Source organism: Aeromonas sp. SrichE-2G, assembly GCF_017939565.1.
Taxonomy (GTDB): domain Bacteria; phylum Pseudomonadota; class Gammaproteobacteria; order Enterobacterales; family Aeromonadaceae; genus Aeromonas; species Aeromonas taiwanensis.
In genome coordinates, this window is sequence record NZ_JAGKRG010000009.1 from 74179 (window position 1) to 94207 (window position 20029).

The window sequence follows — 20029 nt, forward strand, 5'->3', positions numbered from 1 at the left end:
CCGTTTTTGAGAGTGAGCAGACCGATCCCATGTCTCTATTTTCTCGACTGCTGCCCGTGAGTCTGGCGGCAATATTGTTGCCCATTGGCGCCGCCCAGGCCGCGTCCCTGACGGTCCTCACCTCCTTCTCGGAGACGCCGGTCAAATCGGTGATAGACGGATTCGTTCAGCAATATCCTGATATCCGGGTCGAGGTGATATATCGGCGAACCATCCCGTCACTGCGCTTATTAGCGGAGGGGGAGGCACAGTCGGTCGATATTATCATGTCATCGTCACCGACCTTTTTTAACACACTCGACAAAGAGGGGCTATTGGCCCCCTTGCCAACGACCACCATTCCACCGGACTGGTTGAGTCCCCATACCCTGGGATTAAGCAACAAGGTGGCGGTGGTGGGATATTCCAGCAGTGGCATCATGTATAACCGCCACTATCTTGCCAAATATCAGCTGCCACAGCCCACCAGTTGGCAGCAGCTGGCGTCGCCGGTATTCATGGGCCACGTCATGATGAGCTCCCCCTCCCAGTCCGGCACCACCCACATGATGGTGGAGAGCATACTGCAACAATATGGCTGGGATCGGGGTTGGGCCCTGCTGATGCGCCTGGGCAGCAACCTGTCCGCCATCACGGCGCGCAGCTTCGGGGTGAGCGACGGCATCGCCCGCGGCCTGGCCGGGGCGGGCCCCGTGATCGACAGCTATGCCCTCAACAGCCAGGCACTCTTCAAGCACATCGGCTTCAGCACCATGGCGGATTCGGTGATCCTGCCGACCTATCTCGGGGTGCCCCGCAGCACGGCCAACCCTAAGAACGGCGCCTTGTTCATCCAGTACCTGCTCTCCGACAAAGGGCAGGGGATCATCGGCACCCCCGGCATGGCCAAGACCACCCTGAGCCAGCCAGACCTGGCGAGGCAGACCCATTACGTGACCGACAAGGGGCTGCTCTACCGGCGGGCGGGGCTGCTCAAGGCCCTGTTCGAGCAGACCATCACCCAGCAGCTGCCGAGTCTGAAGCTGGCCTGGCGCGGGATCAACGGGGTGGATACCCGCGGCGATCCCGAACGGATCAGGCTGCTCGAACAGGCGAAGTTGCTGGCGAGCACGCCGCCGCTGAGCGAGCGGGAGGCCAGGGATCCGGCGTTGCTGGCGCTGTTTGACGGCATGTATGACAGGGAGCAGGGCAACCCGCAGGCCGAGCGCGTGATGCACCAGTGGCGCCAGACGACGGAGGCGCGGCTGAACGAGGCGCTGCGGCTGGTCGAACAGGCCGGCAAGCCATGAGCCGCCTGGGACGCAGCCTGCGTCTGCCGAGCAGCCTGGGGCGGCGGCTGATCCTCGCCTTCCTGGCCATCATGGCCCTGACCGGGATCATGGGAATGGCGGCCTACATGGTGTGGGACAGGCTGGGGCAGCAGGTCAACCTGATCGTCAGGGAGAGCCTGCCCGCCGTCGGCAGCGCCTACCAGCTGGAGCGGGCCAGCTCCCGCCTGCTGCTGCTGCTGGCGCAGCTGCGCGACACCCGGGATCCGGTACAGTACAAGCGGCTCTCCCTCTCGGTCTCCACCACGCTGCAGGATATCCAGCAGGCTTACCTGCTGGGCTTGCAGAGCGATGACGAGGTGCAGGCCAGGCAGAAGGCCTTTGCGGAGCTGAGCGCCCTGGTGGCGGATCACGCCCGCTACCTGAAGCAGCAGATCGCCCATGCCGAGACGCTGCAGCAGCTGCAAAAGCGCAGCAACTGGCTGCATCAGGATCTGGTGGACGACGTGGCGCCCCTGCTGCAGGAGGTGGAGTGGCACCTCACCAGCATGGTGACCAGCTCCGACGACATGAGCGAATTTGGCAATGTCATCAAGGAGTTCTCTGCCCTGCAGGATCTCACCTTCAAGGAGAACGAGCTGCAGGCACTGGTCAGCGAGGTGATTGACCAGCGCTACCAGCAGGATCTCGAGAGCGCCTTCCTGTTCATCGGCTACAAGATCGACGAGATGGACGAGCTCACCTACCGGCTGGCCGAGTACCCCTCGACCGTCAGCTATCGCCAGATCCTGCAGGACATCGTCACCCTGGTGAAACCGGATGGCCAGCTGCACCGGCTCTTGCAGGCCGATGCCCTGACTCACCAGCGGCTGATGGCCCTGCGCCCCAAGCTGGACGACGCCGTCTCGCGTTATCACCAGCGGGTCAGCGAGACGGTGAGCGAGGCGAACAGCTCCCTCCACGTACTCGGCCACAACAGCAGCCAGATGGTGGCGACCGGCAAGCTGGTGATCCTGGTGGTGCTGGCGCTCGTCATCCTGCTCAGCATCTTCGTGCTGGTGGTGCTGATCGGGCGGCGACTGATCGGACGGCTCGATGTGCTGGGCCAGGATCTGGCCCGGGTGGCGGCCGGCAAGATGGACGTGCCTATCCAGACCGGCGGGCGGGACGAGATTGGCCAGCTGGGGGAGAGCCTGCGCCACTTCTGCCAGCAGTTGCAGCAGATGGAGCGCACCAACGCCCTGAACCTCATCAACAACACCCAGGCCTGCCTCATCACCTGCTATCCGGACGGCACCATCGAATCGGTCAACCCGAGCGCCCTGACCCTGTTCAGGCAGGCAACCATCAGGGCGGATCTGCCTCTGTGGCAGGTCTTCCCCGAGGAGGCGGGCGCCGTGCTGGCCAGCCAGTTTGAGCCGGATCAGCCGCTGCACCGGCTGGGGCACGGCGAATGCACCGTCGCCACCGGGCCCGACGAGGCCCCGCGCTTCCTGCACTTCAATCTGCGCCGCTTCGAGCAGGGGCGCGGTCATCGCTTCATCATCACGGTCACGGATGTGACCCGCCAGGAGCTGACCGCCAGGGAACTGGGCCAGCTGGTGGAGGAGCGCACCCGCGAGCTGACCGAGAACAACCGCCTGCTGGCGGCGGAGGTGGTGCAGCGCCAGCAGGCCCAGCGCAACCTGCTGCAGACCCAGGATGAGCTGATCCAGGCGGCCAAGATGGCGGTGGTGGGGCAGGCCATGACCAGCCTTGCCCATGAGCTCAATCAGCCCCTGTCAGCCATGATGACGTACCTTTACACCAGCCGGACCGCCCTCGGGGCCGGAGAGATCCAGATGCTGGACAAGGATCTCGGCAAGATGGAGATGCTCGTCCAGCGGATGAGCCGCATCATCAACGCCTTGCGCCATTTCGCCCGCAAGTCGCCGACCGAGGAGACCCGGGTCAGGCTCGAACTCGGGGAGTTGGCGGAGCAGGCGCTGCTGCTGCTGGAGACCCGGGCCAAGCGGGAGGGGTGTACCCTGAAGAATGAGCTGCCCGCCGGGCTCTGGATCGAGGCCGATCCCGTGCTGGTGGAGCAGGTGCTGGTCAATCTGCTGGTCAACGGCATGGACGCCGTCGCCGGACGGGAGCGGCGCGAAATCCGTCTGCTGCTGCTGGAGCAGCGTGGCAGCCGGCTGAAGATCGGGATCGCCGACAGCGGCACCGGTTTTGGCGAGGCCATACTGCCCAGACTGTTTACCCCCTTCACCACCTCCAAGGAGGTGGGGCTGGGCCTGGGGCTGACCATCTGCCGCTCCCTGCTGGCCCGCTGTGATGCCGGGATCCTGCTGGGCTCCGCCCTGGGAGGAGGGGCCATGGTGATCCTGGAGTTTGGCGACCCCCCGTCGGCCAAGCCGCAGGAGGGGGCCGAATCAGAAGTGTTCTTGAATGAGGAGAAGTCTGTCGATGTTGCTACCCCGTAATCGCCCGGCCAACGTCTTGCTGGTGGACGACGATGAGGACGTGCTGGAATCCTATTGTCACCTGCTGCGGCTTTCCGGCTATCAGCCCAGGGCGACCACCTCCCCTCACGAGGCGCTGGAATTGCTGGCCAGCCAGTGGCCCGGTGTCGTGGTTTCCGATATCTACATGCCCGCCATGAACGGCATGGAGCTGCTGACCCGGGTGCACGAGATCGATGCCGAGATCCCGGTCATCATGATCACCGGCCATGGGGACATCCCCCTGGCGGTGAAGGCGGTGAAGCAGGGGGCGTTCGACTTCCTGGAGAAACCGCTCAACCCGCAGGCCCTGCTGGGGCTGCTGGAGCGGGCCTGCAAGCAGCGCAGCGAGGTGCTGGCGCGGCGCAACGAGATCCAGGAGACGATCGACGACGAGCTGATCGGGACCAGCCCGCAGATCGTCGCCATCCGCAACCAGATCAACCAGCTGGCCCAGACCGACAAGGACCTGATGCTGGAGGGGCCTGCGGGCTCGGGGCGCCACACCCTGGCGCAGCTGTTGCACAAGATCAGCGCCCGCAGGGAGCAGGCCTTCCATCTGCACGACTGCGTGTCGGCCAGTTCGCTGGCCGAGGTGCAGGAGAGCCTGGCGCAGGCCGATCAGGGCACCCTGGTGCTGCAGTCCCCGGCCCGGCTGACGGCCGAGTGCCAGCGCTGGCTCGGCAACCATCTGCTGGAGCAGGAGCGCAGGGGAGGCAAGTCGCTGCGCACCATAGCGCTGTTCGAGGAGTCACCGGAAGGGCTGGTGGAGCAGCATCAGCTGATGCCGGAGCTTTACTACTTCCTCTCCCAGGTGCGGCTCAAGCTGCCCCGCCTGGTGGAGCGCAGCTGCGACATCATCCCCCTGTTTCGCACCTTCCTGCGCCAGGGGTGCAAGCGGATTGGCAAGCCGGTGCCGGCGGTGGATCGCGCCTATCTGGAGACCCTCAAGCGCCACCAGTGGCCGGGCAACCTGAGGGAGCTGCGCAACGTGGCCGAGCTCTATGCGGTGGGCATCGTCAAGTTGGCCGGGGCGGAGCGGGCCATTCCCCTCGCCAATGCCAAGGAGCCGCTGGACGATCTGGTGGAGGAGTTCGAGCGGCGGGTTATCGAGGACACCCTGTTCCTGTTCTCGGGACGGGTGACCGAGGCGGCCCAGTACCTCGGCATCCCGCGCAAGAAGCTCTATCTGCGCATGAAGAAGCACAACCTCGACAAGGAGCAGTTCAAGCCCGCCGGCTGAGCCATCAGATCTTGAACTGCTGTACCCGGGTGGCCAGCTGCTGGCTCTGGCCCTCGAGCTGGCCACAGGTCTGGCGAATGCGCTCCAGGTTCTCCAGCATGGCGCGGCCGTTGCCCGTGACGACGCTGAGGTTGCGGTTGATCTCGGTGCTGACGCCGCTCTGTTCATGGGCGGCGTCCCTTATCTGGGTGTTCATCTCGTTGATGATGGTGATGGCCCGGGTCATCTGACCCAGGCTCTCCCGGGTCTGGTGCGCCTGGCTGACGGCCAGGGTCCCGCTGTGGCTGCTGGCCCCCATCTTCTGTACCGCCTGCTGGCTGCCCTGCTGCAGCCGCTCGATCATCTGCTGGATTTCCCCCGTGCTGTGCTGGGTCTTGCTGGCCAGGGTGCGCACCTCGTCGGCCACTACGGCAAAGCCGCGCCCCTGCTCTCCGGCTCGTGCCGCTTCGATGGCGGCGTTGAGTGCCAGCAGGTTGGTCTGCTCGGCGATGCCGCGGATCACCTCCAGCACCGATGAAATGTGCCCGACATCCTGTTCCAGTCGCTGGATCCCCTGCTCCGATACGTGAATGTCCCGCGCCAGGGACTCCATCGCCGTGACCGTGTTCATCAGGTCCGTCGTGGCGCTCTGTACCTGGCCGGCTGCCTCGGCGGAGGCGTGCTCGGTCCGGCTGGCGTGGGTCACCATGAGGGCGCTGGTAGCACTCTGTTCCTCCACGGCGGCGGCAATCTGATCGCTCTGGCGCTGCTGCTCCTCGGCATGGGTGACCATCTCCTCCATCAGGACGTGCAGCTGGCGGGAGGCGGATTGCACCGCATCGGCGGTCTGGCTGACGTCGCCGACAATCCTGTGGACCTGGCCGATAAAGCGGTTGAAGGTGGCGCCCAGGGTGCCTATCTCGTCGCGGGAAGTGAGGGTGAGGCGGCGGGTAAGATCCCCCTCACCCTGGGCGATGTCCTCCAGGGCCCGCTGCATCTGGTCGAGGGGCTTGAGGGTGAGCCGGGTGACGGCCCAGGTGAGCACCAGGGCCAGCACAATGGCGATCAGGGTGCCCAGGCCCAGCACCTGCTGTGCGTGCTGGCTCGAGGCCTCGACCTCCTGCCTGAGCTGCTGCTGGGACTGCTCGATGGCATCCTTGAGCTGGTTGAGCTGCTGACGGATAAGAGTGAACTGCTGTTGTGACGTCTGGAACTGGCTGGAGAGCTGATGGCTGTTCCCGTGGGGATCGGCAAAGACGGTCTGATAGTGGGCGAGCCAGCGATCGAACTCTGCCAGCATGAGGTCCAGCGAGGCCTGATGCTCTCTGCCGATGAGGCCCGCGTCGATCAGGGTCTGTACCTGGCTGATCCTGTCCCTCGCCTTGTGGCCATTATCAAGAAACTCCGCCTTCTGGTGCGCCACATTGTCGGTGCCGAGACCGCCCACGATGAGACCCTGGCCGGCGGCGATGACCTGATAGAGGTCGCGATAGGCGTCCTCCAGGGCATCCTGTACCGGCAGTATCTGCTCGACGACGGTGCGGTTGACCCGCAGTTGTTCGGTGAAGCTGGTGTAGGCGACGGCGACCACGCTGGACATGATGATCAACACGATCACCACGGGCAGACGGGTCTTGGTCGTGAGGGACAAATGATGGAGGAGTGTCATGACGGTGAGTCTCGCAAGGGGAGGGGAGTGACGTTCCATTATCGGGCCAAGGGAATGGGTAGGCTTCATACGGGTGTCACGCAATCGGACGGGAGCCAGAAAAATTTGAGTTATTACCGGCACATAATCGAGTGCAGCCGATGCCGATCGGAGCGAAACTTGTTCAAGGAGTGAACAGGTTTTCTATTCTGCCGGTCAGAGGGGGCGCATCATGAGATGTCCGAAATGTCTGAAGGAAGGGGTCGAGAAAGCACTGGATGAGCGGGTAGGGCGAGCCTGCGCGCTGGGATGCGGGGCCGCTGGCGGTTTTGCCTGCGCAGCCAGCTTTGCCAAGGTGGGGGCCGGCATGGGGGCCGCACTGGGGGGGATAGGCGTGCCGCTCGGTGCCATCGCGGGGGCGCTGGGTGGTGCCCTGCTGGGCGGGGCGACCGGTGGCGGAGCTGGATTGTGGCTGGGCCGCACCCTGGATCGCCAGATCTCCCGGCAATACCGTTGTCAGGGGTGCGGTCACAGCTTCGAGCGTTGACCGGCGAGCTCATGGAGACCACCCGGTGTGGTATCCATGGCGAGGGGATCAGGCTGCGGTGATCTTCCCGAGGGCGAACAGCTGCTCCAGATAGACGGCGACACCATCCTCATCGGAGCTCAGGGTCTGCTCGTGCCCGGTGAGGGCCAGCTTGAGGCGATCGTGGGCGTTACCCATCACCACGCCGCGGCCCACCATGCTCAGCATCTCGAAGTCGTTCATGCCATCGCCGAAGGCCACCGCCTGGGACATCTCCAGCCCATGCTGCTCCAGCACGGCGCGCACGGCATTGCCCTTGTGCACCCCGGCGTGCATCACCTCGAGACAGTCCGGCAGGGAGAAGGTGACGTTGATCCGATCACCATATTGCTGGTTGAGATATGCCTCGATCTTCAGCAGCTTCTCGTGGTCGCCGATGTAAAACACCTTGTTGATCCTGTCCATCGGGTGGTTGGCGAGATCCGCCAGGCGATAGGTGAAGCCGGAGTCGTGATGGAACTGCAGCAACCAGGGCAGCTCTTCTTCCACCAGCCACTCGTCGCCGTAGTAGACGTTGAGGTGGATGGAGGGATCCCGCTCCAGCGCGATCAGCTCGGCCGCCACGTTCTCCGGCAGCGCCTGGTTGTAGACCAGCTGATCCTGCTTGTCGTGGACGACGGCGCCATTGGAGGTGATGAGGTAGATATCGAGGCCGAGCGCATCGCGAATGCTGCGCACGTCCACATGGTGCCGGCCGGTGGCCACCACGAACTTCACGCCTTGTTCCACCAGACGGTGCAGGGTGTCACGGGTGCGGGGGGAGATCTGGTGCTGCTTGTTGAGCAGGGTGCCATCGAGATCGGATACAACGACCTTATACATCATCACCTCGGGGTTACGAATGAAAGCGGGAGCAGTGTACAGCAACCGCTCCCGCGACCCCATTTATTTAGGGATACAAAAAATAACCAGGTGTTAGTGGCGTGCGAAGAAGGCCAGAGTCGCGTTGAGCGCGGCCTGGCGCTGGGGATCCGCCTCGATGAAGAGCTCGTGCCAGGCGCCTTCGATGCGCAGCGGCTTGCCTCCCTCACACCTGGCCCTGGCGCAGAAGGCATCCTGCGCCGCGTTGTCCACCACGCTGTCCTCGCCAGCCTGCAGCAGCAGCAGCGGCGTCCTGATGGCGCCGGCATCGGCGATCGCCGCATCTGCCCCAGTAATGCCCTGATGGATCCAGTGGGCGGTGGCTCCCCCGAGCTTGACCTGGGGATGCTGCTCGTAGATCTGGCGGAAGGCCTGATAGCGCGCCGTGCTGTGGGTCAGCTCGTTGTCGGCGAAGCCCTGATCCTGATAGGGCCCCTGGCCCGGGCCGTAGGGGGGCTCGCCCAACCAGCCGCCGACCGTGCCTATGGTGGCCGTTACTCCCTTGGCCAGCCACTTGGGCAGGCCGCCGAGGTTGATGCCCATCATGGGGGAGGAGAGCACGGCGGCCCGAATGTCGTCAGGCCAGCGCTCCAGATAGCGGGCCGAGATGGCGCCGCCCATGGAGTGGGCCAGCAGGAAGAGGCTGGCGGGCTTGTCCGCCAGGATCACCTCGTCGTGAAACTGCTTGAGATCCAGCACATAGTCGTCGAACTGGTCGACATATCCCTTCTCTTTGTCGGCCAGCATGCGCCCGGACATCCCCTGACCGCGATGGTCGATGAGGTAGAGGCTGTAGCCCTGACGCCACAGATCCCAGGCCAGTTCCTGGTACTTGAGATAGCTCTCGACCCGGCCGTTGACGATGAGGATGGCGCGATCGACGGTGGGCTGGCGCAGGGCGGCATAGCGGATGGCGATCCCGTCCTTGCCCTTGAATTCCCCCTCCACGGCATGTTCACGCCAGAAGTCGGGCAGGGTCTGTTGATAGAGGGCGGGGACGTCGGCTTCGGTGGTCAGCTGATAGGGGTTGTTCACGGCAAGGGTTCCGGCAGAAAACAGGGTCAGGGCCAGCAGGGGAAGAGAGAAATATTTCATCGGGCAAGCTCCTCTCGCCAATGGTGGTAGAGCGTCGCTATGTCGCTCGAGCAGATAAGAGGCATGGCGGCCTGCAAACGGGGCAGCGGCCAGTCCCACCACTGCATGGCTTGCAACATGGCGATCCGCTCCTCGTCGAAGCGGAGACGGATCGGTTTGGCCGGATTGCCGCCCACTATGGTGTAGGGCGGCACGTCCCGGGTGACCACGGCGCGGGTGGCGATCACGGCGCCATCGCCAATGGTGACGCCCGGCATGATCATGGCTTCCGAGCCTATCCAGACGTCGTTGCCGACCCGGGTGTCCCCCTTGCGCTGGAAGCCGCTCTGCACCCCCTCGCCAAAGATACCGGGATCGAACGGGAAGGTGGAGGCCCACTCCATGCGGTGGCCCTGATTGCCTGCCAGCAGGAAGGTGGCACCGGATCCGATGGAGCAGAACTTGCCGATGATGAGGCGATCCACCTCGCCCCAGACGCCGCTCTCCCAGGTGTCACGGGTCGAGCCGTCACCGAGCAGGTAGCGCACGCAGTGATCCTCGAATGGCTTGCCGTGGTAGTAGCCGGAGTAGTAGCTGTACTCCCCGGCCTCGATATTGGGGTTGGTCAGGTTATCCCGTATGACCTGGGATTCCAGCCAGCTGCCAAAGGGATTCTCCATCACTGATCCTGCCATTCATCCTCTTCCTGTTGCGCGGCCCACCCCTTGCGGGTCAGCTGCATCTGCTGCCACCAGCGCTCGTCCGCCAGGATCTCGCCGGCCGGGCCGAGCTGGGGGTAGGGCATCTCTTTCTCCTTGCAGAGCTGGGCATAGACGGGATAGCCCCCCTCGAACAAGATGGTGTTCTGCTCTTCCAGGCTGAGCGGGCAGCCGCGCTGATAGCAACCGGCCAGCTCGCGCTGGCGCTGGGCCTCGTAGAGGATGGCGGCGGCCGCCACCGAGACGTTGAGGGACTGCACCATGCCCACCATGGGGATGACAATATGGTGATCGGCCAGGGCCAGCGCCTCTTCGCCGATGCCGTGCTTCTCCTGGCCCACCAGGATAGCGGTGGGTTTGGTGTAGTCGATGGCGCGAAAGTCCACCGAGCTCTCGGAAAGGTGGGTCGCCAGGATCTGCATGCCGGAGGCTTTGAGTTCGGTCACGGCACTGCCGATGTCCGGGTGCAGCTTCACGTCCACCCAGTTCTGGCTGCCGCGGGCGGTGCCCTTGCGCTTGTGGATCCAGCTCTTGGGCCAGACCGCGTGCACCCTGTGGATGCCGATGGCATCGGCGGTACGCACGATGGCGGCTAGGTTGTGCGGCTTGTGGACCTCTTCCATGCAGACGGTCAAGTCGAGCTGGCGCTGGGCCAGCATGTCGGTGATGCGCTTGAAACGTTCAGGAGTCATATCGGTTTCTATGTCGTGATGCTGGTGCATGCAACAAGGCTGGTGGCCTGCTGCATGGGGCCATTAGTGTCTCTTGAAAAGCAGCAGGCGGCTTGCGCCGCCTGTGTTCAGTTTTTCTGTCGGCTCACCCTGAGCACGTTGGGCATGACCCGGATCTTGCGCATGATGTTGGCAAGGTGGATCCGGCTCTTGGTGGTGATGAGCAGGGTGACCACATAGACCCGGCCGTCCTTCTCCTCGGTGCTGATGGCGTGAATATTGGCGCCGGTGGCGGCAATCACGTTGGCCAGCTCCGCCAGGGCGCCCTGGTGGTTGACGATCTCGATGCTGATGCCGGTGCGGAACTCCTGCTCCTGCTCCTTGTCCACTTCCCACTGCACCGGCAGGTACTTGTCCGGCTCTTTGCTGTAGCCCTTGATGTTGCGGCAGGACTCCTGGTGGATGACCAGACCCTTGCCCGGGCTGATGTGGGCGATGATGGCATCCCCCGGGATGGGGCGGCAGCAGTTGGCGAAGGTGACCAGCATGCCGTCGGCACCCTTGATCGGCATCTTCTTGCTATTGGATTTCGGTTGCTCTTCCGGCGGCAGCTCGTCACCGAGCATGCGGCGCGCCACCATGACGCTCATGGCATTGCCGAGACCCACGTCGGCCAGCAAGCCCTGCAGGTTCTCGTGCTTGGTGTCGGCCAGCACCTGTTTGACGCGGGCTTCCGGGATGTCTTCGATATTCTTGGCACCCAGCGCATGGTTGAGCAGGCGACGGCCCAGCACTACCGACTCCTCGGTGCGCAGGTTCTTGAGGAACTGGCGGATCTTGGAGCGCGCCTTGGTGGTCACCACGAAGTTGAGCCAGGCCGCGTTCGGACGGGCGCCCGGTGCCGTGATGATCTCCACCGTCTGACCCGAGTGTAGCGGGCTGCTCAGGGGATAGGGGTGGCGGTCGACCCGGGAGCCGACGCAGGCGTGGCCGATGTCGGTGTGCACCGTGTAGGCGAAGTCCACCGGGGTGGCGCCGGCGGGCAGCTCCATGATGCGGCCTTCCGGGGTGAAGACGTAGATCTCGTCCGGGAAGAGGTCGGTCTTGACCCCCTCGATGAATTCAAAGGAGCTGCCGGCACTCTGTTGCAGCTCGAGCAGGCTCTGCATCCAGCGCTGGGCGCGGATCTGGGCCGTGGTGCCCGAGCTGTCGCCATCCTGCTTGTAGGCCCAGTGGGCGGCGACCCCCTTGTCGGCCATCTGGTCCATGAACTCGGTGCGGATCTGCACCTCGACCGGTACCCCGTGGGGCCCCACCAATGAGGTGTGCAGGGACTGGTAGCCGTTCGTCTTGGGGATGGCGATGTAATCCTTGAAGCGGCCGGGGCGCGGTTTGTAGAGGCTGTGCATCTGCCCAAGCACCCGGTAGCAGGTGTCTATGTCTTTCACTCTCACTCTGAAAGCATAGATATCCATCACCTCGTGGAACTGCAGCTCCTTCTTCTCCATCTTGTTGTAGATGGAGAACAGGTTCTTCTCGCGACCGCTCACCTGGGCGTCGATGCCGGCTTCCCGCAGGCGGCCCTCAATCTCGCTCTGGATGGAGTCGATGATCTCGCGGCGATTGCCGCGGGCGCGGCGCACCGATTCCCGCAGCACGCGGGAGCGCATGGGATAGAGCGCTTCGAAGCCGAGCTCTTCCAGCTCGTTCTTCATGGTGTGAATGCCGAGGCGGTTGGCGATGGGCGCGAAGATCTCGAGGGTTTCCCGGGCGATGCGGCGGCGCTTGTCCGGGCGCAAGGAACCCAGGGTGCGCATGTTGTGGGTGCGGTCGGCGAGCTTGATCAGGATGACCCGGATGTCCTGGGTCATGGCCATCATCATCTTGCGGAAGTTCTCGACCTGGGCTTCCTTGCGATCGCGAAACTTCAGCTTGTCGAGCTTGGAGACACCGGACACCAGCTCGGCGACGGCATTGCCGAACAGCTCGGCCAGGTCGTCCTTGGTGACCGGGGTGTCTTCGATGACGTCGTGCAACACGGCGGCCATCAGGGTTTCGTGATCGAGGCGCATGTCGCCCAGAATGCGGGCCACGGCAACAGGATGGGTGATATAGGGTTCACCGCTGGAACGCATCTGCCCCTGGTGAGCATCGCGGGCCACCACATAGGCTTGCCTGAGCTTCTCGACCTGCTCGGCTGGCAGGTAGGAACTGGCTATTTCTTTAAGGTTTTCAAATAAATACAAGACAGTCCCCGCAGCGGTTAAACGGCAATCCGTGAAATTGAGGGTATGCCCTCGAGTTTGCGAGGTTTTCGAGCGGTTGTAAATGGGGATAACAGCCGGCACCCGGGCGGGCGCCGACTATGGGAAACGACTGACTTAGCCGCGACCTTCGGCGATGGCGGCGACGGCAGCCAGCTCGGCGGCTTCCTGCTCTTGCTGCTCGTAACGGTCCTGGGTATCCATCACCTGGTTGTTGACCAGACCCAGTTCGATCTCGCGCAGGGCGATCACGGTCGGCTTGTCGTTCTCTTCGTCGACCAGGGGATCCTTGCCTTGTACCGCGATTTGACGGGCGCGGCGCGCGGCGACCAGCACCAGGTCAAAACGGTTACCTACCTGTTTTACAGCATCTTCTACAGTAACGCGGGCCATGCGGGACTCCAGTGTTTGGGCTTTCTGTGATTGAAAAAGCGGTGTTTAAAAATGACGCAAAAGTTTACTTGTTTTTGGCTTACTCTGCCAGTAGCTGTTTCAGCAAGTTTTGCTGGGCCTGCTGTTGCTGGCGCAATTCCAGTCGCTGGCACTCGATAATGGCCCTGAGCTGGAACAGTGCCTGCTCAAAGTCTTCATTGATGATGACATAGTCATACTCGTCATAGTGCACCATTTCGGCAATGGCTTTCTCCATCCGGCCCTTGATCACCTCGACGCTGTCCTGGCCACGGCCGATCAGGCGGCGCTCCAGCTCCTCACGGCTGGGGGGCAGGATGAAGATGGATTTGGTCGGCATCAACTCGCGGATCTGGCGGGCACCCTGCCAGTCGATGTCGAGGAAGACGTCGATCCCCTGAGCCAGGCAGGCTTCAATGGCGGCGCGGGAGGTGCCGTAGTAGTTGCCGAACACTTCGGCCCACTCCAGAAAATCGCCGCGCTCGATCAACTCCTTGAACTCCTCCACCTGCACGAAGTGGTAGTGCACCCCGTGTTCCTCGCCGGGGCGGGTGGCGCGGGTAGTGTGGGAGACGGAGAGCTGCATCTTGCCCGCACCGTTGTGTTTGGTCAGCAAGGCATTGAGCAGGCTGGATTTACCTGCCCCGCTCGGGGAGGAGATGATATAGAGAGTGCCTTGTTGCGCCATGTCATTACCTTTAATCGATGACCCGAGTTTTGGTTGTAGCAGAGGCCGCCGTCTTGTGCCCGAAAGGGAGACAGCCAAACGCAAAACGCGGAAAAGTCAGAATCAGGGGGATGTAAAGGCGGCGAATGTTAGCAGATGGGGGCGGATAAAAAAACGGCCGGAATCATATTCCAGCCGATCAAAGTATTCGTAGCTTGCTGCAGGAGCGTTACCCACATTGGTTGCCATTCTGCCCCTGCTGCCGGGGGAGAGCCATCAGATTATCCCTGCCTCAGGGCTCGGTATTTCCGAATTGCCCGCCGCTGGCAGCAGCTGGCGATCGGCACAGAACCGGTCGAACGCGGCGATGACCCGCTCGCGGGTGATCTTGCCCATGGCGTCCGGATCCTTGAGGCGGGTGCGCCAACCGAGCTCGGCCAGGGGCTTGCCGGTCTCCTGCTCAATCAGCTCCTGATAGACGCTGACCAGATAGTCGCGGCACAGATAGGGGCCGGTGCGGTCCGGGTTATGGTGGGCATAGAGGCCGATCACCGGAGTGCTCACCAGGGTGGCCATGTGGGCGGGGCCGGTATCCGGGGCCAGCACCAGGCTGGCTTCCTTGATCAGTGCCAGCAACTGCTTGAGATTGGTCTGCCCCACCAGATCCACCGGTTTGCTCTGGCTCAGCTGCTGGATATCGGCAGCCAGATCCCGTTCCAGCTTGGCCGGTCCGCCGCACAGATAGACTTGAAAGCCCCGGCTGGCGGCGTGATCCGCCAGGGCGGCATAACCGGCCGCCGTCCAGTTCTTGAAGGCTTTGCTGGCGGCGGCGCAGATGAGCAGGGTCGGTTTGCCGCCCACCTTCTCCCTGGCCCAGGCCTGGTGTTCGGCGCTGATGGGCAGTTGCCAGTCCGGGGTAAGATCCCGGATGCCGAGCTCCCTGGCAAAGGCGAGGAAGCCGTCCAGCACGTGGGGAGAGGCGGGGGATGGCACGCTGTGGTTGGTGAACAGCCACTGGCCATCGCTGGCCCGCTCCCGGTCAAAACCGAGTTTGACCTTGGCGCGGATCCCCAAGGTGGCGATGCTGGCTCGCAAGGCTGCCTGCAGATGGAGCAGGGCATCGAACCTGCGTCCCTTGAGGGTTTGCCACAGCTCGCGATAGCCTCGCCAGCCCTTGCTCTTGTCGAAGGGGATGACCTCGACACCGGGCAGGTCGGCAAACAGGGTCGCCTCAATCTTGCCGGTGATCCAGGTGATGCGAGTCTCTGGCCACGCCCGCTGGATGACGCGCACCAGCGCCAGCGCGTGACAGCAGTCGCCGATGGCGGAGAGACGCAGGATGCAGATGGATGAGGGCGGCGTTTGGAACAGCGGCATGATGTGGCGCAACGATGGCAAAATGGATGGATGGCATTATGCAAACTCCCTTGTGGATTGTAAAATTGCGCCAGTTGCCCGACCGGCACAGTCCCCTGACGGGATGCCCTGCGTCCCACTACCGACCGGAATTTTCATGATGCTGACACAGACCACCCACAACCAGATCTGCTGGTATGCCGACGGTGCCTTCCGCGATCCTTCCCCCTCCCTGTTCGACCCGGTCTGGTGGCAGACCCATCGCCAGGTAGTGGGGAGCGCCATCGGTCGGGGGGTGACCTGGTTCGTGAAGGATGAGTCGCGCCATCTGGTGCTGCGTCACTACTACCGTGGCGGCATGGTGGGCAAGCTGGTGCGGGATCGCTTCTGGTTCGAAGGGGTGGAGTCGAGTCGGGCCATGGCCGAATACCGCCTGCTGGCCACCCTGAGCGAGCAGGGGCTGCCGGTGCCGCGCCCGTTTGCGGCACGCATGGTCAAGCAGGGGCCCTTCTACCGGGCCGACATCCTGATCGAGCGCATCCGGGGGGCCAAGGATCTGGTGGCCCTGCTGAAGCTGGGGCCGCTGGCCGCCGAGGTGTGGCACAAGGTGGGGCAGACGGTGCGCCGGCTGCACGATGCCGGTGTCTGTCACGCGGACCTCAACAGCCACAACCTGCTGCTCGACAAGGAGGGCAAGGTGTGGGTGATCGATTTCGACAAGGGGGCCATCCGCGCACCCGGCAGCTGGCAACAGGCTAACCTGGAGCGGCTGCTGCGCTCCTTCAACAAGGAGTCCCAGCTGCATACCAGTTTCCACTTCGTGCCGGAGAACTGGCAGGCATTGATGGCCGGTTACCAGGGCAAGGTGAATTGAGTTCCTCTGCTACTTCGTGTCTGAAGGTTGGCAGGCGCTGATGGCTGGCTATCAAGGCTAGGTGAATTGAGTTCCTCTGCTACTTCGTGGCTGAAGGCTGGCAGGCGCTGATGGCTGGCTATCAAGGCTAGGTGAATTGAGTTCCTCTGCTACTTCGTGGCTGAAGGCTGGCAGGCACTGATGGCCGGTTATCAGGGCAAGGCGGGCTGAGTTCCTCTGCTACTTCGTGTCTGAAGGCTGGCAGGCACTGATGGCCGATTATCAGGGTAAGGTGAATGGCGTTTTGCTGGGACCTGATATCTTGAAGTGGACAAGAGCGGGGGGCTGAGGGGCTGACATTGGCGCGGTTGCTCGGCGCCTGCGCCAATGTTACTTATTGAGAATGTTAGATTCAGATATTCAGATCCGGTTTCGAGGCGCGTGATGGAAAGGTATGAGACTCCCTGGGTAGAGATCACCACCCCCCTTGAGGTGACGCTGATGGCGCAGGCCATGGCGATGTTGGAGGCCGGGATCTGGACCTGGTCGGCCGAACAGGGCCTGAGGCGCGATCCCTCCTGTCTGCAGCTACTGGGGCTGGAGGGGGGAGAGCTGGATGATCTCGGCTGGCTGGCCCGGGTGCACCCGGACGACGGCCCCCGTCTGGCCGAGGCCATGGCGGCTTGCCAGGAGGGGCGCAGCAGCGGGGTGCGGCTCGAGTACCGTATCTTGCATCATCAGGGCCACTACATTCGGCTGGAGGAGCGGATGCGCCGCGACGAGCGGGGGCAGTTGCTGGGGGTGGTGCGCCATCTGGATGCTGCCATGGCGCCCCTGGAGGATCGCCACGACACGGATCCGCTCACCGGGCTTGAGAGCCGCAGCCATTTCGAGATGCTGCTGGATGAGCGGCTGGCCAGTGAAAGCGGCAGTTTCTGTCTGCTGCAATTCAGCGTGGATCACCGCAGCAAGATCCTGCAGCTGTTTGGCGAGGCTACTTGTGACGCCATGCTGGCCAAACTGGCTCGCATGGTCCGCCGCGAGCTGAGGCGGGAGGATCCCTTCGCCCGCTGGGACGAGGACGGATTCATCCTGATGCTCTCCCAGACCGATCGACTGAGCGGTCTGGAAATTGCCGAGCGGCTGCGTCTGGAGATAGCCGATGCCAGCCTGCTGCCCCAGCGCCCGGTGACCGTCAGCATCGGTCTGGTGCAGAGCCAGAGTGCCGAGCAGCTCGATCATCTGCTGGCGCGCCTGGCCTCCTGCCACGGCCAGGCGAAGCGGGAGCACAACACAGTCATCGGCTGATTTTCAGTCAGCGCTCACTCACCACGAACATCTGCGAATCCAGAGAGGCCCCGCCTGAGCGAGCCCGTTTTCCGTCAGCCTTCACTGACCCGCTGACGCTGGCAGACCCAGAGGGATGCCAGCATCAGCAGGGCGCCAAGGCTGAGCCTGAGCAGGTCGGTATCCTTGCCCCAGAGCACCAGGTTGACCAGCAGACCCGCCGGGATCAGGGCGTTGTTCATGATGGCCAGCACGCCGCTGCTGACCAGGGTTGCCCCCTTGTTCCACAGGAAGTAGCCAAGTCCCGAGGCGCCAATCCCCAGCCAGAGCAGGATGCCCCATTGCAGGTTGCTTGTGGGGTACTGGGGCTGGCCCAGCAGCCACCAGGCGGGCAGGGCGATCACCAGGGCTCCCAGATAGAAGCAACCGAACACCGCGAGCTGGGGGGGTTGTTCGGTCTCCCGGGCCAGCAGCACCTTGTAGCCGACCTGACCCAGGGCGAAGCAGACGTTGGCCCCCTGTACCACCAGGAATCCCAGCACATAGCTTTCGGTGAGCCCGTCGAAGCGGATGACGGCCGCCCCCAGCACCGCCAGCAGGGCCCCCCACAGATAGACCGGCTTGAAGCGCCGCTCCAGCAGATCGTGGATCAGGGTGACATAGATGGGGGTGAAGATGGTGAACACCAGCACCTCGGGCACCGTCAGCAGCAGGAAGGAGTGGTAATAGAACAGATACATGATGCCGAGCTGGATGGCGCCGAGGCTCATCAGCTTGATCACCAGGTCGGGCCGCAGCCAGCGGCGGCGCAGGAAGGGGAGAAATACCAGGCTGGCGAGGACGATGCGGGTCAGCACGGAGAAGTAGGCATCCACCTGGCCGGCGAGGTAGACCCCGATCAGGCTGAAGGAGAAGGACCAGAGCAGGGTAACCCCTATCAAGTAGTTCATGTGATTGAATTGTCGTCAGTTGTCAATTTGGAGGGCGCTATGATGGCCGAGTTGGAAGGCGCGATCCAGCGTTTATGGGAAGGGTTGCCACAGATCGGAGCATTTGCCTTCGAGGCGAGCAACGGGGCCGGGTCCGCCACCGACTGGTGCGGTCGTGGGGAGGGGTCTGTGCAGGTGACCGATCACCAGGGTGGCTGGCTGTTTGCCGAGAGCGGGCGCTACACCACGCCCCATGGCCGGGTGCTGGCCATGCACAACCGCTTCTGGTGGCGGCGTACACAGCGGGGGATCCTGCTCTCCCACCTGCGCTACGAGCAGCCGGTCGAGCTGTTCGAGTTGCTGCCCGGGGAGAATGGGCGCTGGATAACGGCCGAGCCGCACCTGTGCGGGCAGGATCACTACAGCGCCGAGCTGACCGAAACCGGTGACGGTTTTCTGCTCGCCTGGCAGATCACGGGGCCGCGCAAGAACGAGCGGCTGAGCTACCGCTACGGATCAGAGACGCAGAGATAAAAAAACCGGCGCAGGGCGCCGGTAGAGGGGACAAATCGGAGGTTTTTTAAAACGGTCCCAAAAACAGGAGAGATATACTCTCGTCACACACGCAGAGGGTGTCTTCAGGCACTCAACGCATAACTCAGCATGGCCTGCAGCTTGCTGTCGAAGAACCAGGGCAGCAGCACCATCAAGAGGCCGACTACCCCGGCCAGCCGGTGGCGATACTGCCAGCCGGCGATCAGCACCAGACCGCCGCAGAGGCTGGTCAGGATGCCTGACATGGGGTGGCCTCCCGCTGCTGGCGACGCTGCTGGGCCCACTGGTTGAGCGCGACCGAGCCCAGGATCAGGGCCAGTGCCACACCTGTGGTGGACTGGATCTGCTCGCCGAGGAACAGGGCACCCAGCATGACGCCGAACAGCGGCACCAGGTAGTTGCTGAAGGAGGCGAAGGTCGGGCCCGCCTTCTGGATCAGCGCCATGTAGAGGAAGTAGACCAGACCGGTACAGAAGATCCCCAGCATGGCGACGGCGCCCATGGCCTGCTGGCTCGGCAGGGTGAAGGTGCTCAGGTCGGCCACGAAGGGGGCGGCCAGCAGCAGCTGGATGGCCGAGGAGATCAGGATGTTGCGGGCCACGACCACAGGGTGATCCTTGGCAAAGCGCTTGATCATCAGCAGACCGATGGCGAAGCAGCTGGCGCCGAACAGGATGGCCATGGCACCGAGCAGACCGGCATTCATGCCGTTGGCCAGCTTGGGCCAGAACAGTACCAGCACGCCGACGAAGCCGATGAGCACGGAGACGAGGCCGCCCTTGGTGATTCTTTCACCAGAAATAAACAGGGGTGCTGCCAAAATGGTCACAAAGGGGATACAACCCATGACCACGGCGGCGATGGCGCTGTCCACATACTGCTGACCCCAGGCCACCATGATGAAGGGGATGGTGGCATCCAGCAGGGCGATCAGCATGTAGGTACGCCAGGGGGTGTGCTCACTCTTGAGGCGCATGAACAGGCAGAGCAGACCCAGGGTCAGACTGCCGCACAGGGCGCGACCGGCCGCCACCAGGATGGGAGGCAGTTCCGCCACGGCCTGGTGCATGAAGATGAACTGGGAGCCCCACAACAGGCCTATCGCCAGCAACAACAGATAACTACGCATTTGAATCTCCGAGGTAATTCGCCAGCGCATTCTATGCAAT

At 63.3% G+C, this 20029-nt stretch carries 19 protein-coding genes; 7 read left to right on the top strand and 12 right to left on the bottom strand.

Features of this window, described 5'->3' with window-relative positions; all coding sequences use genetic code 11:
* The first annotated feature begins 56 nt into the window (after window positions 1-56).
* From J9885_RS12935 to J9885_RS12945, 3 genes are read left to right on the top strand one after another with little or no spacing between them, the layout of a single operon-like run.
* Window positions 57-1289 (top strand): ABC transporter substrate-binding protein, encoded by a 1233-nt coding sequence (locus J9885_RS12935; protein WP_349237391.1) that lies wholly within the window; start codon window positions 57-59, stop codon window positions 1287-1289.
* The gene (locus J9885_RS12940; RefSeq protein ID WP_210549696.1) at window positions 1286-3739 is read left to right on the top strand and encodes an ATP-binding protein; all 2454 of its coding nucleotides are present in this window, start codon (window positions 1286-1288) and stop codon (window positions 3737-3739) included. Before J9885_RS12935 ends, J9885_RS12940 begins: the two co-directional genes overlap by 4 nt.
* A complete protein-coding gene (locus J9885_RS12945) occupies window positions 3723-5000 on the top strand; it encodes a sigma-54 dependent transcriptional regulator (RefSeq protein WP_043763701.1) in 1278 nt (425 codons plus the stop codon). The genes J9885_RS12940 and J9885_RS12945 overlap by 17 nt, the downstream gene beginning before the upstream one ends.
* A 4-nt stretch (window positions 5001-5004) precedes the next feature.
* Here J9885_RS12945 and J9885_RS12950 read toward each other — a convergent pair whose 3' ends face one another.
* Entirely contained in the window at window positions 5005-6648 is a 1644-nt protein-coding gene (locus J9885_RS12950) for a methyl-accepting chemotaxis protein (RefSeq protein WP_210549697.1), read from the bottom strand.
* Between the two features lie 211 nt (window positions 6649-6859).
* Here J9885_RS12950 and J9885_RS12955 point away from each other — a divergent pair, with 211 nt between their 5' ends.
* The gene (locus tag J9885_RS12955; RefSeq protein WP_043763717.1) at window positions 6860-7174 is read left to right on the top strand and encodes a hypothetical protein; all 315 of its coding nucleotides are present in this window, start codon (window positions 6860-6862) and stop codon (window positions 7172-7174) included.
* A gap of 48 nt (window positions 7175-7222) precedes the next feature.
* On the opposite strand, the gene J9885_RS12960 is transcribed toward J9885_RS12955, so the two are convergent.
* From J9885_RS12960 to J9885_RS12995, 8 genes are all read right to left on the bottom strand, one after another.
* On the bottom strand, window positions 7223-8035 hold the full coding sequence (locus tag J9885_RS12960; protein ID WP_210549698.1) for a Cof-type HAD-IIB family hydrolase: 813 nt from the start codon (window positions 8033-8035) through the stop codon (window positions 7223-7225).
* A gap of 93 nt (window positions 8036-8128) precedes the next feature.
* Window positions 8129-9169: an alpha/beta fold hydrolase gene (locus tag J9885_RS12965; protein WP_210549699.1), complete on the bottom strand. Its 1041-nt coding sequence runs from the start codon at window positions 9167-9169 to the stop codon at window positions 8129-8131.
* Entirely contained in the window at window positions 9166-9828 is a 663-nt protein-coding gene (locus J9885_RS12970) for a CatB-related O-acetyltransferase (RefSeq protein WP_210549716.1), read from the bottom strand. Before J9885_RS12970 ends, J9885_RS12965 begins: the two co-directional genes overlap by 4 nt.
* Entirely contained in the window at window positions 9828-10559 is a 732-nt protein-coding gene (gene trmH, locus J9885_RS12975) for a tRNA (guanosine(18)-2'-O)-methyltransferase TrmH (RefSeq protein WP_210549700.1), read from the bottom strand. The genes J9885_RS12970 and trmH overlap by 1 nt, the downstream gene beginning before the upstream one ends.
* 107 nt (window positions 10560-10666) lie before the next feature.
* A complete protein-coding gene (gene spoT / locus J9885_RS12980) occupies window positions 10667-12784 on the bottom strand; it encodes a bifunctional GTP diphosphokinase/guanosine-3',5'-bis pyrophosphate 3'-pyrophosphohydrolase (protein WP_210549701.1) in 2118 nt (705 codons plus the stop codon).
* Between the two features lie 135 nt (window positions 12785-12919).
* On the bottom strand, window positions 12920-13195 hold the full coding sequence (rpoZ, locus tag J9885_RS12985) for a DNA-directed RNA polymerase subunit omega (RefSeq protein ID WP_005307060.1): 276 nt from the start codon (window positions 13193-13195) through the stop codon (window positions 12920-12922).
* A gap of 79 nt (window positions 13196-13274) precedes the next feature.
* Window positions 13275-13901 carry a guanylate kinase gene (gmk, locus tag J9885_RS12990; protein WP_043763682.1) on the bottom strand — a complete coding sequence of 209 codons (627 nt, stop codon included), beginning with the start codon at window positions 13899-13901 and terminating at the stop codon, window positions 13275-13277.
* A gap of 255 nt (window positions 13902-14156) precedes the next feature.
* Window positions 14157-15257 carry a glycosyltransferase family 9 protein gene (locus tag J9885_RS12995; RefSeq protein WP_246876944.1) on the bottom strand — a complete coding sequence of 367 codons (1101 nt, stop codon included), beginning with the start codon at window positions 15255-15257 and terminating at the stop codon, window positions 14157-14159.
* 139 nt (window positions 15258-15396) lie between these two features.
* Between J9885_RS12995 and J9885_RS13000 the strand changes: the two genes are divergently transcribed.
* Complete coding sequence (locus tag J9885_RS13000) at window positions 15397-16110, top strand: 3-deoxy-D-manno-octulosonic acid kinase (protein WP_043763711.1); 714 nt, start codon at window positions 15397-15399, stop codon at window positions 16108-16110.
* Window positions 16111-16533: 423 nt separating this feature from the next.
* Window positions 16534-17397 carry a sensor domain-containing diguanylate cyclase gene (locus tag J9885_RS13005; RefSeq protein ID WP_167576816.1) on the top strand — a complete coding sequence of 288 codons (864 nt, stop codon included), beginning with the start codon at window positions 16534-16536 and terminating at the stop codon, window positions 17395-17397.
* Window positions 17398-17471: 74 nt separating this feature from the next.
* Here J9885_RS13005 and J9885_RS13010 read toward each other — a convergent pair whose 3' ends face one another.
* On the bottom strand, window positions 17472-18326 hold the full coding sequence (locus J9885_RS13010) for a carboxylate/amino acid/amine transporter (RefSeq protein WP_210549702.1): 855 nt from the start codon (window positions 18324-18326) through the stop codon (window positions 17472-17474).
* Between the two features lie 42 nt (window positions 18327-18368).
* Between J9885_RS13010 and J9885_RS13015 the strand changes: the two genes are divergently transcribed.
* Window positions 18369-18839, top strand: a complete 471-nt coding sequence (locus J9885_RS13015; protein WP_210549718.1) for a DUF6314 family protein — start codon at window positions 18369-18371, stop codon at window positions 18837-18839.
* A 104-nt stretch (window positions 18840-18943) separates the two neighbouring features.
* On the opposite strand, the gene J9885_RS13020 is transcribed toward J9885_RS13015, so the two are convergent.
* Window positions 18944-19105 (bottom strand): hypothetical protein, encoded by a 162-nt coding sequence (locus J9885_RS13020; protein ID WP_134696378.1) that lies wholly within the window; start codon window positions 19103-19105, stop codon window positions 18944-18946.
* Window positions 19090-19989 (bottom strand): EamA family transporter, encoded by a 900-nt coding sequence (locus tag J9885_RS13025; protein WP_043763678.1) that lies wholly within the window; start codon window positions 19987-19989, stop codon window positions 19090-19092. Before J9885_RS13025 ends, J9885_RS13020 begins: the two co-directional genes overlap by 16 nt.
* Window positions 19990-20029: the final 40 nt, after the last annotated feature.

What these genes read in the sequence shown, in the direction of transcription:
- J9885_RS12940 (WP_210549696.1), top strand. Translation starts at nt 1,286, where the DNA reads ATGAGCCGCCTGGGACGCAGCCTGCGTCTGCCGAGCAGCCTGGGGCGG.
- J9885_RS12945 (WP_043763701.1), top strand. Translation starts at nt 3,723, where the DNA reads ATGTTGCTACCCCGTAATCGCCCGGCCAACGTCTTGCTGGTGGACGAC.
- J9885_RS12950 (WP_210549697.1), bottom strand. Translation starts at nt 6,648, where the DNA reads ATGACACTCCTCCATCATTTGTCCCTCACGACCAAGACCCGTCTGCCC.
- J9885_RS12955 (WP_043763717.1), top strand. Translation starts at nt 6,860, where the DNA reads ATGAGATGTCCGAAATGTCTGAAGGAAGGGGTCGAGAAAGCACTGGAT.
- J9885_RS12960 (WP_210549698.1), bottom strand. Translation starts at nt 8,035, where the DNA reads ATGTATAAGGTCGTTGTATCCGATCTCGATGGCACCCTGCTCAACAAG.
- J9885_RS12965 (WP_210549699.1), bottom strand. Translation starts at nt 9,169, where the DNA reads ATGAAATATTTCTCTCTTCCCCTGCTGGCCCTGACCCTGTTTTCTGCC.
- J9885_RS12970 (WP_210549716.1), bottom strand. Translation starts at nt 9,828, where the DNA reads ATGGAGAATCCCTTTGGCAGCTGGCTGGAATCCCAGGTCATACGGGAT.
- trmH (WP_210549700.1), bottom strand. Translation starts at nt 10,559, where the DNA reads ATGACTCCTGAACGTTTCAAGCGCATCACCGACATGCTGGCCCAGCGC.
- rpoZ (WP_005307060.1), bottom strand. Translation starts at nt 13,195, where the DNA reads ATGGCCCGCGTTACTGTAGAAGATGCTGTAAAACAGGTAGGTAACCGT.
- gmk (WP_043763682.1), bottom strand. Translation starts at nt 13,901, where the DNA reads ATGGCGCAACAAGGCACTCTCTATATCATCTCCTCCCCGAGCGGGGCA.
- J9885_RS12995 (WP_246876944.1), bottom strand. Translation starts at nt 15,257, where the DNA reads ATGCCGCTGTTCCAAACGCCGCCCTCATCCATCTGCATCCTGCGTCTC.
- J9885_RS13000 (WP_043763711.1), top strand. Translation starts at nt 15,397, where the DNA reads ATGCTGACACAGACCACCCACAACCAGATCTGCTGGTATGCCGACGGT.
- J9885_RS13005 (WP_167576816.1), top strand. Translation starts at nt 16,534, where the DNA reads ATGGAAAGGTATGAGACTCCCTGGGTAGAGATCACCACCCCCCTTGAG.
- J9885_RS13010 (WP_210549702.1), bottom strand. Translation starts at nt 18,326, where the DNA reads ATGAACTACTTGATAGGGGTTACCCTGCTCTGGTCCTTCTCCTTCAGC.
- J9885_RS13015 (WP_210549718.1), top strand. Translation starts at nt 18,369, where the DNA reads ATGGCCGAGTTGGAAGGCGCGATCCAGCGTTTATGGGAAGGGTTGCCA.
- J9885_RS13020 (WP_134696378.1), bottom strand. Translation starts at nt 19,105, where the DNA reads ATGTCAGGCATCCTGACCAGCCTCTGCGGCGGTCTGGTGCTGATCGCC.
- J9885_RS13025 (WP_043763678.1), bottom strand. Translation starts at nt 19,989, where the DNA reads ATGCGTAGTTATCTGTTGTTGCTGGCGATAGGCCTGTTGTGGGGCTCC.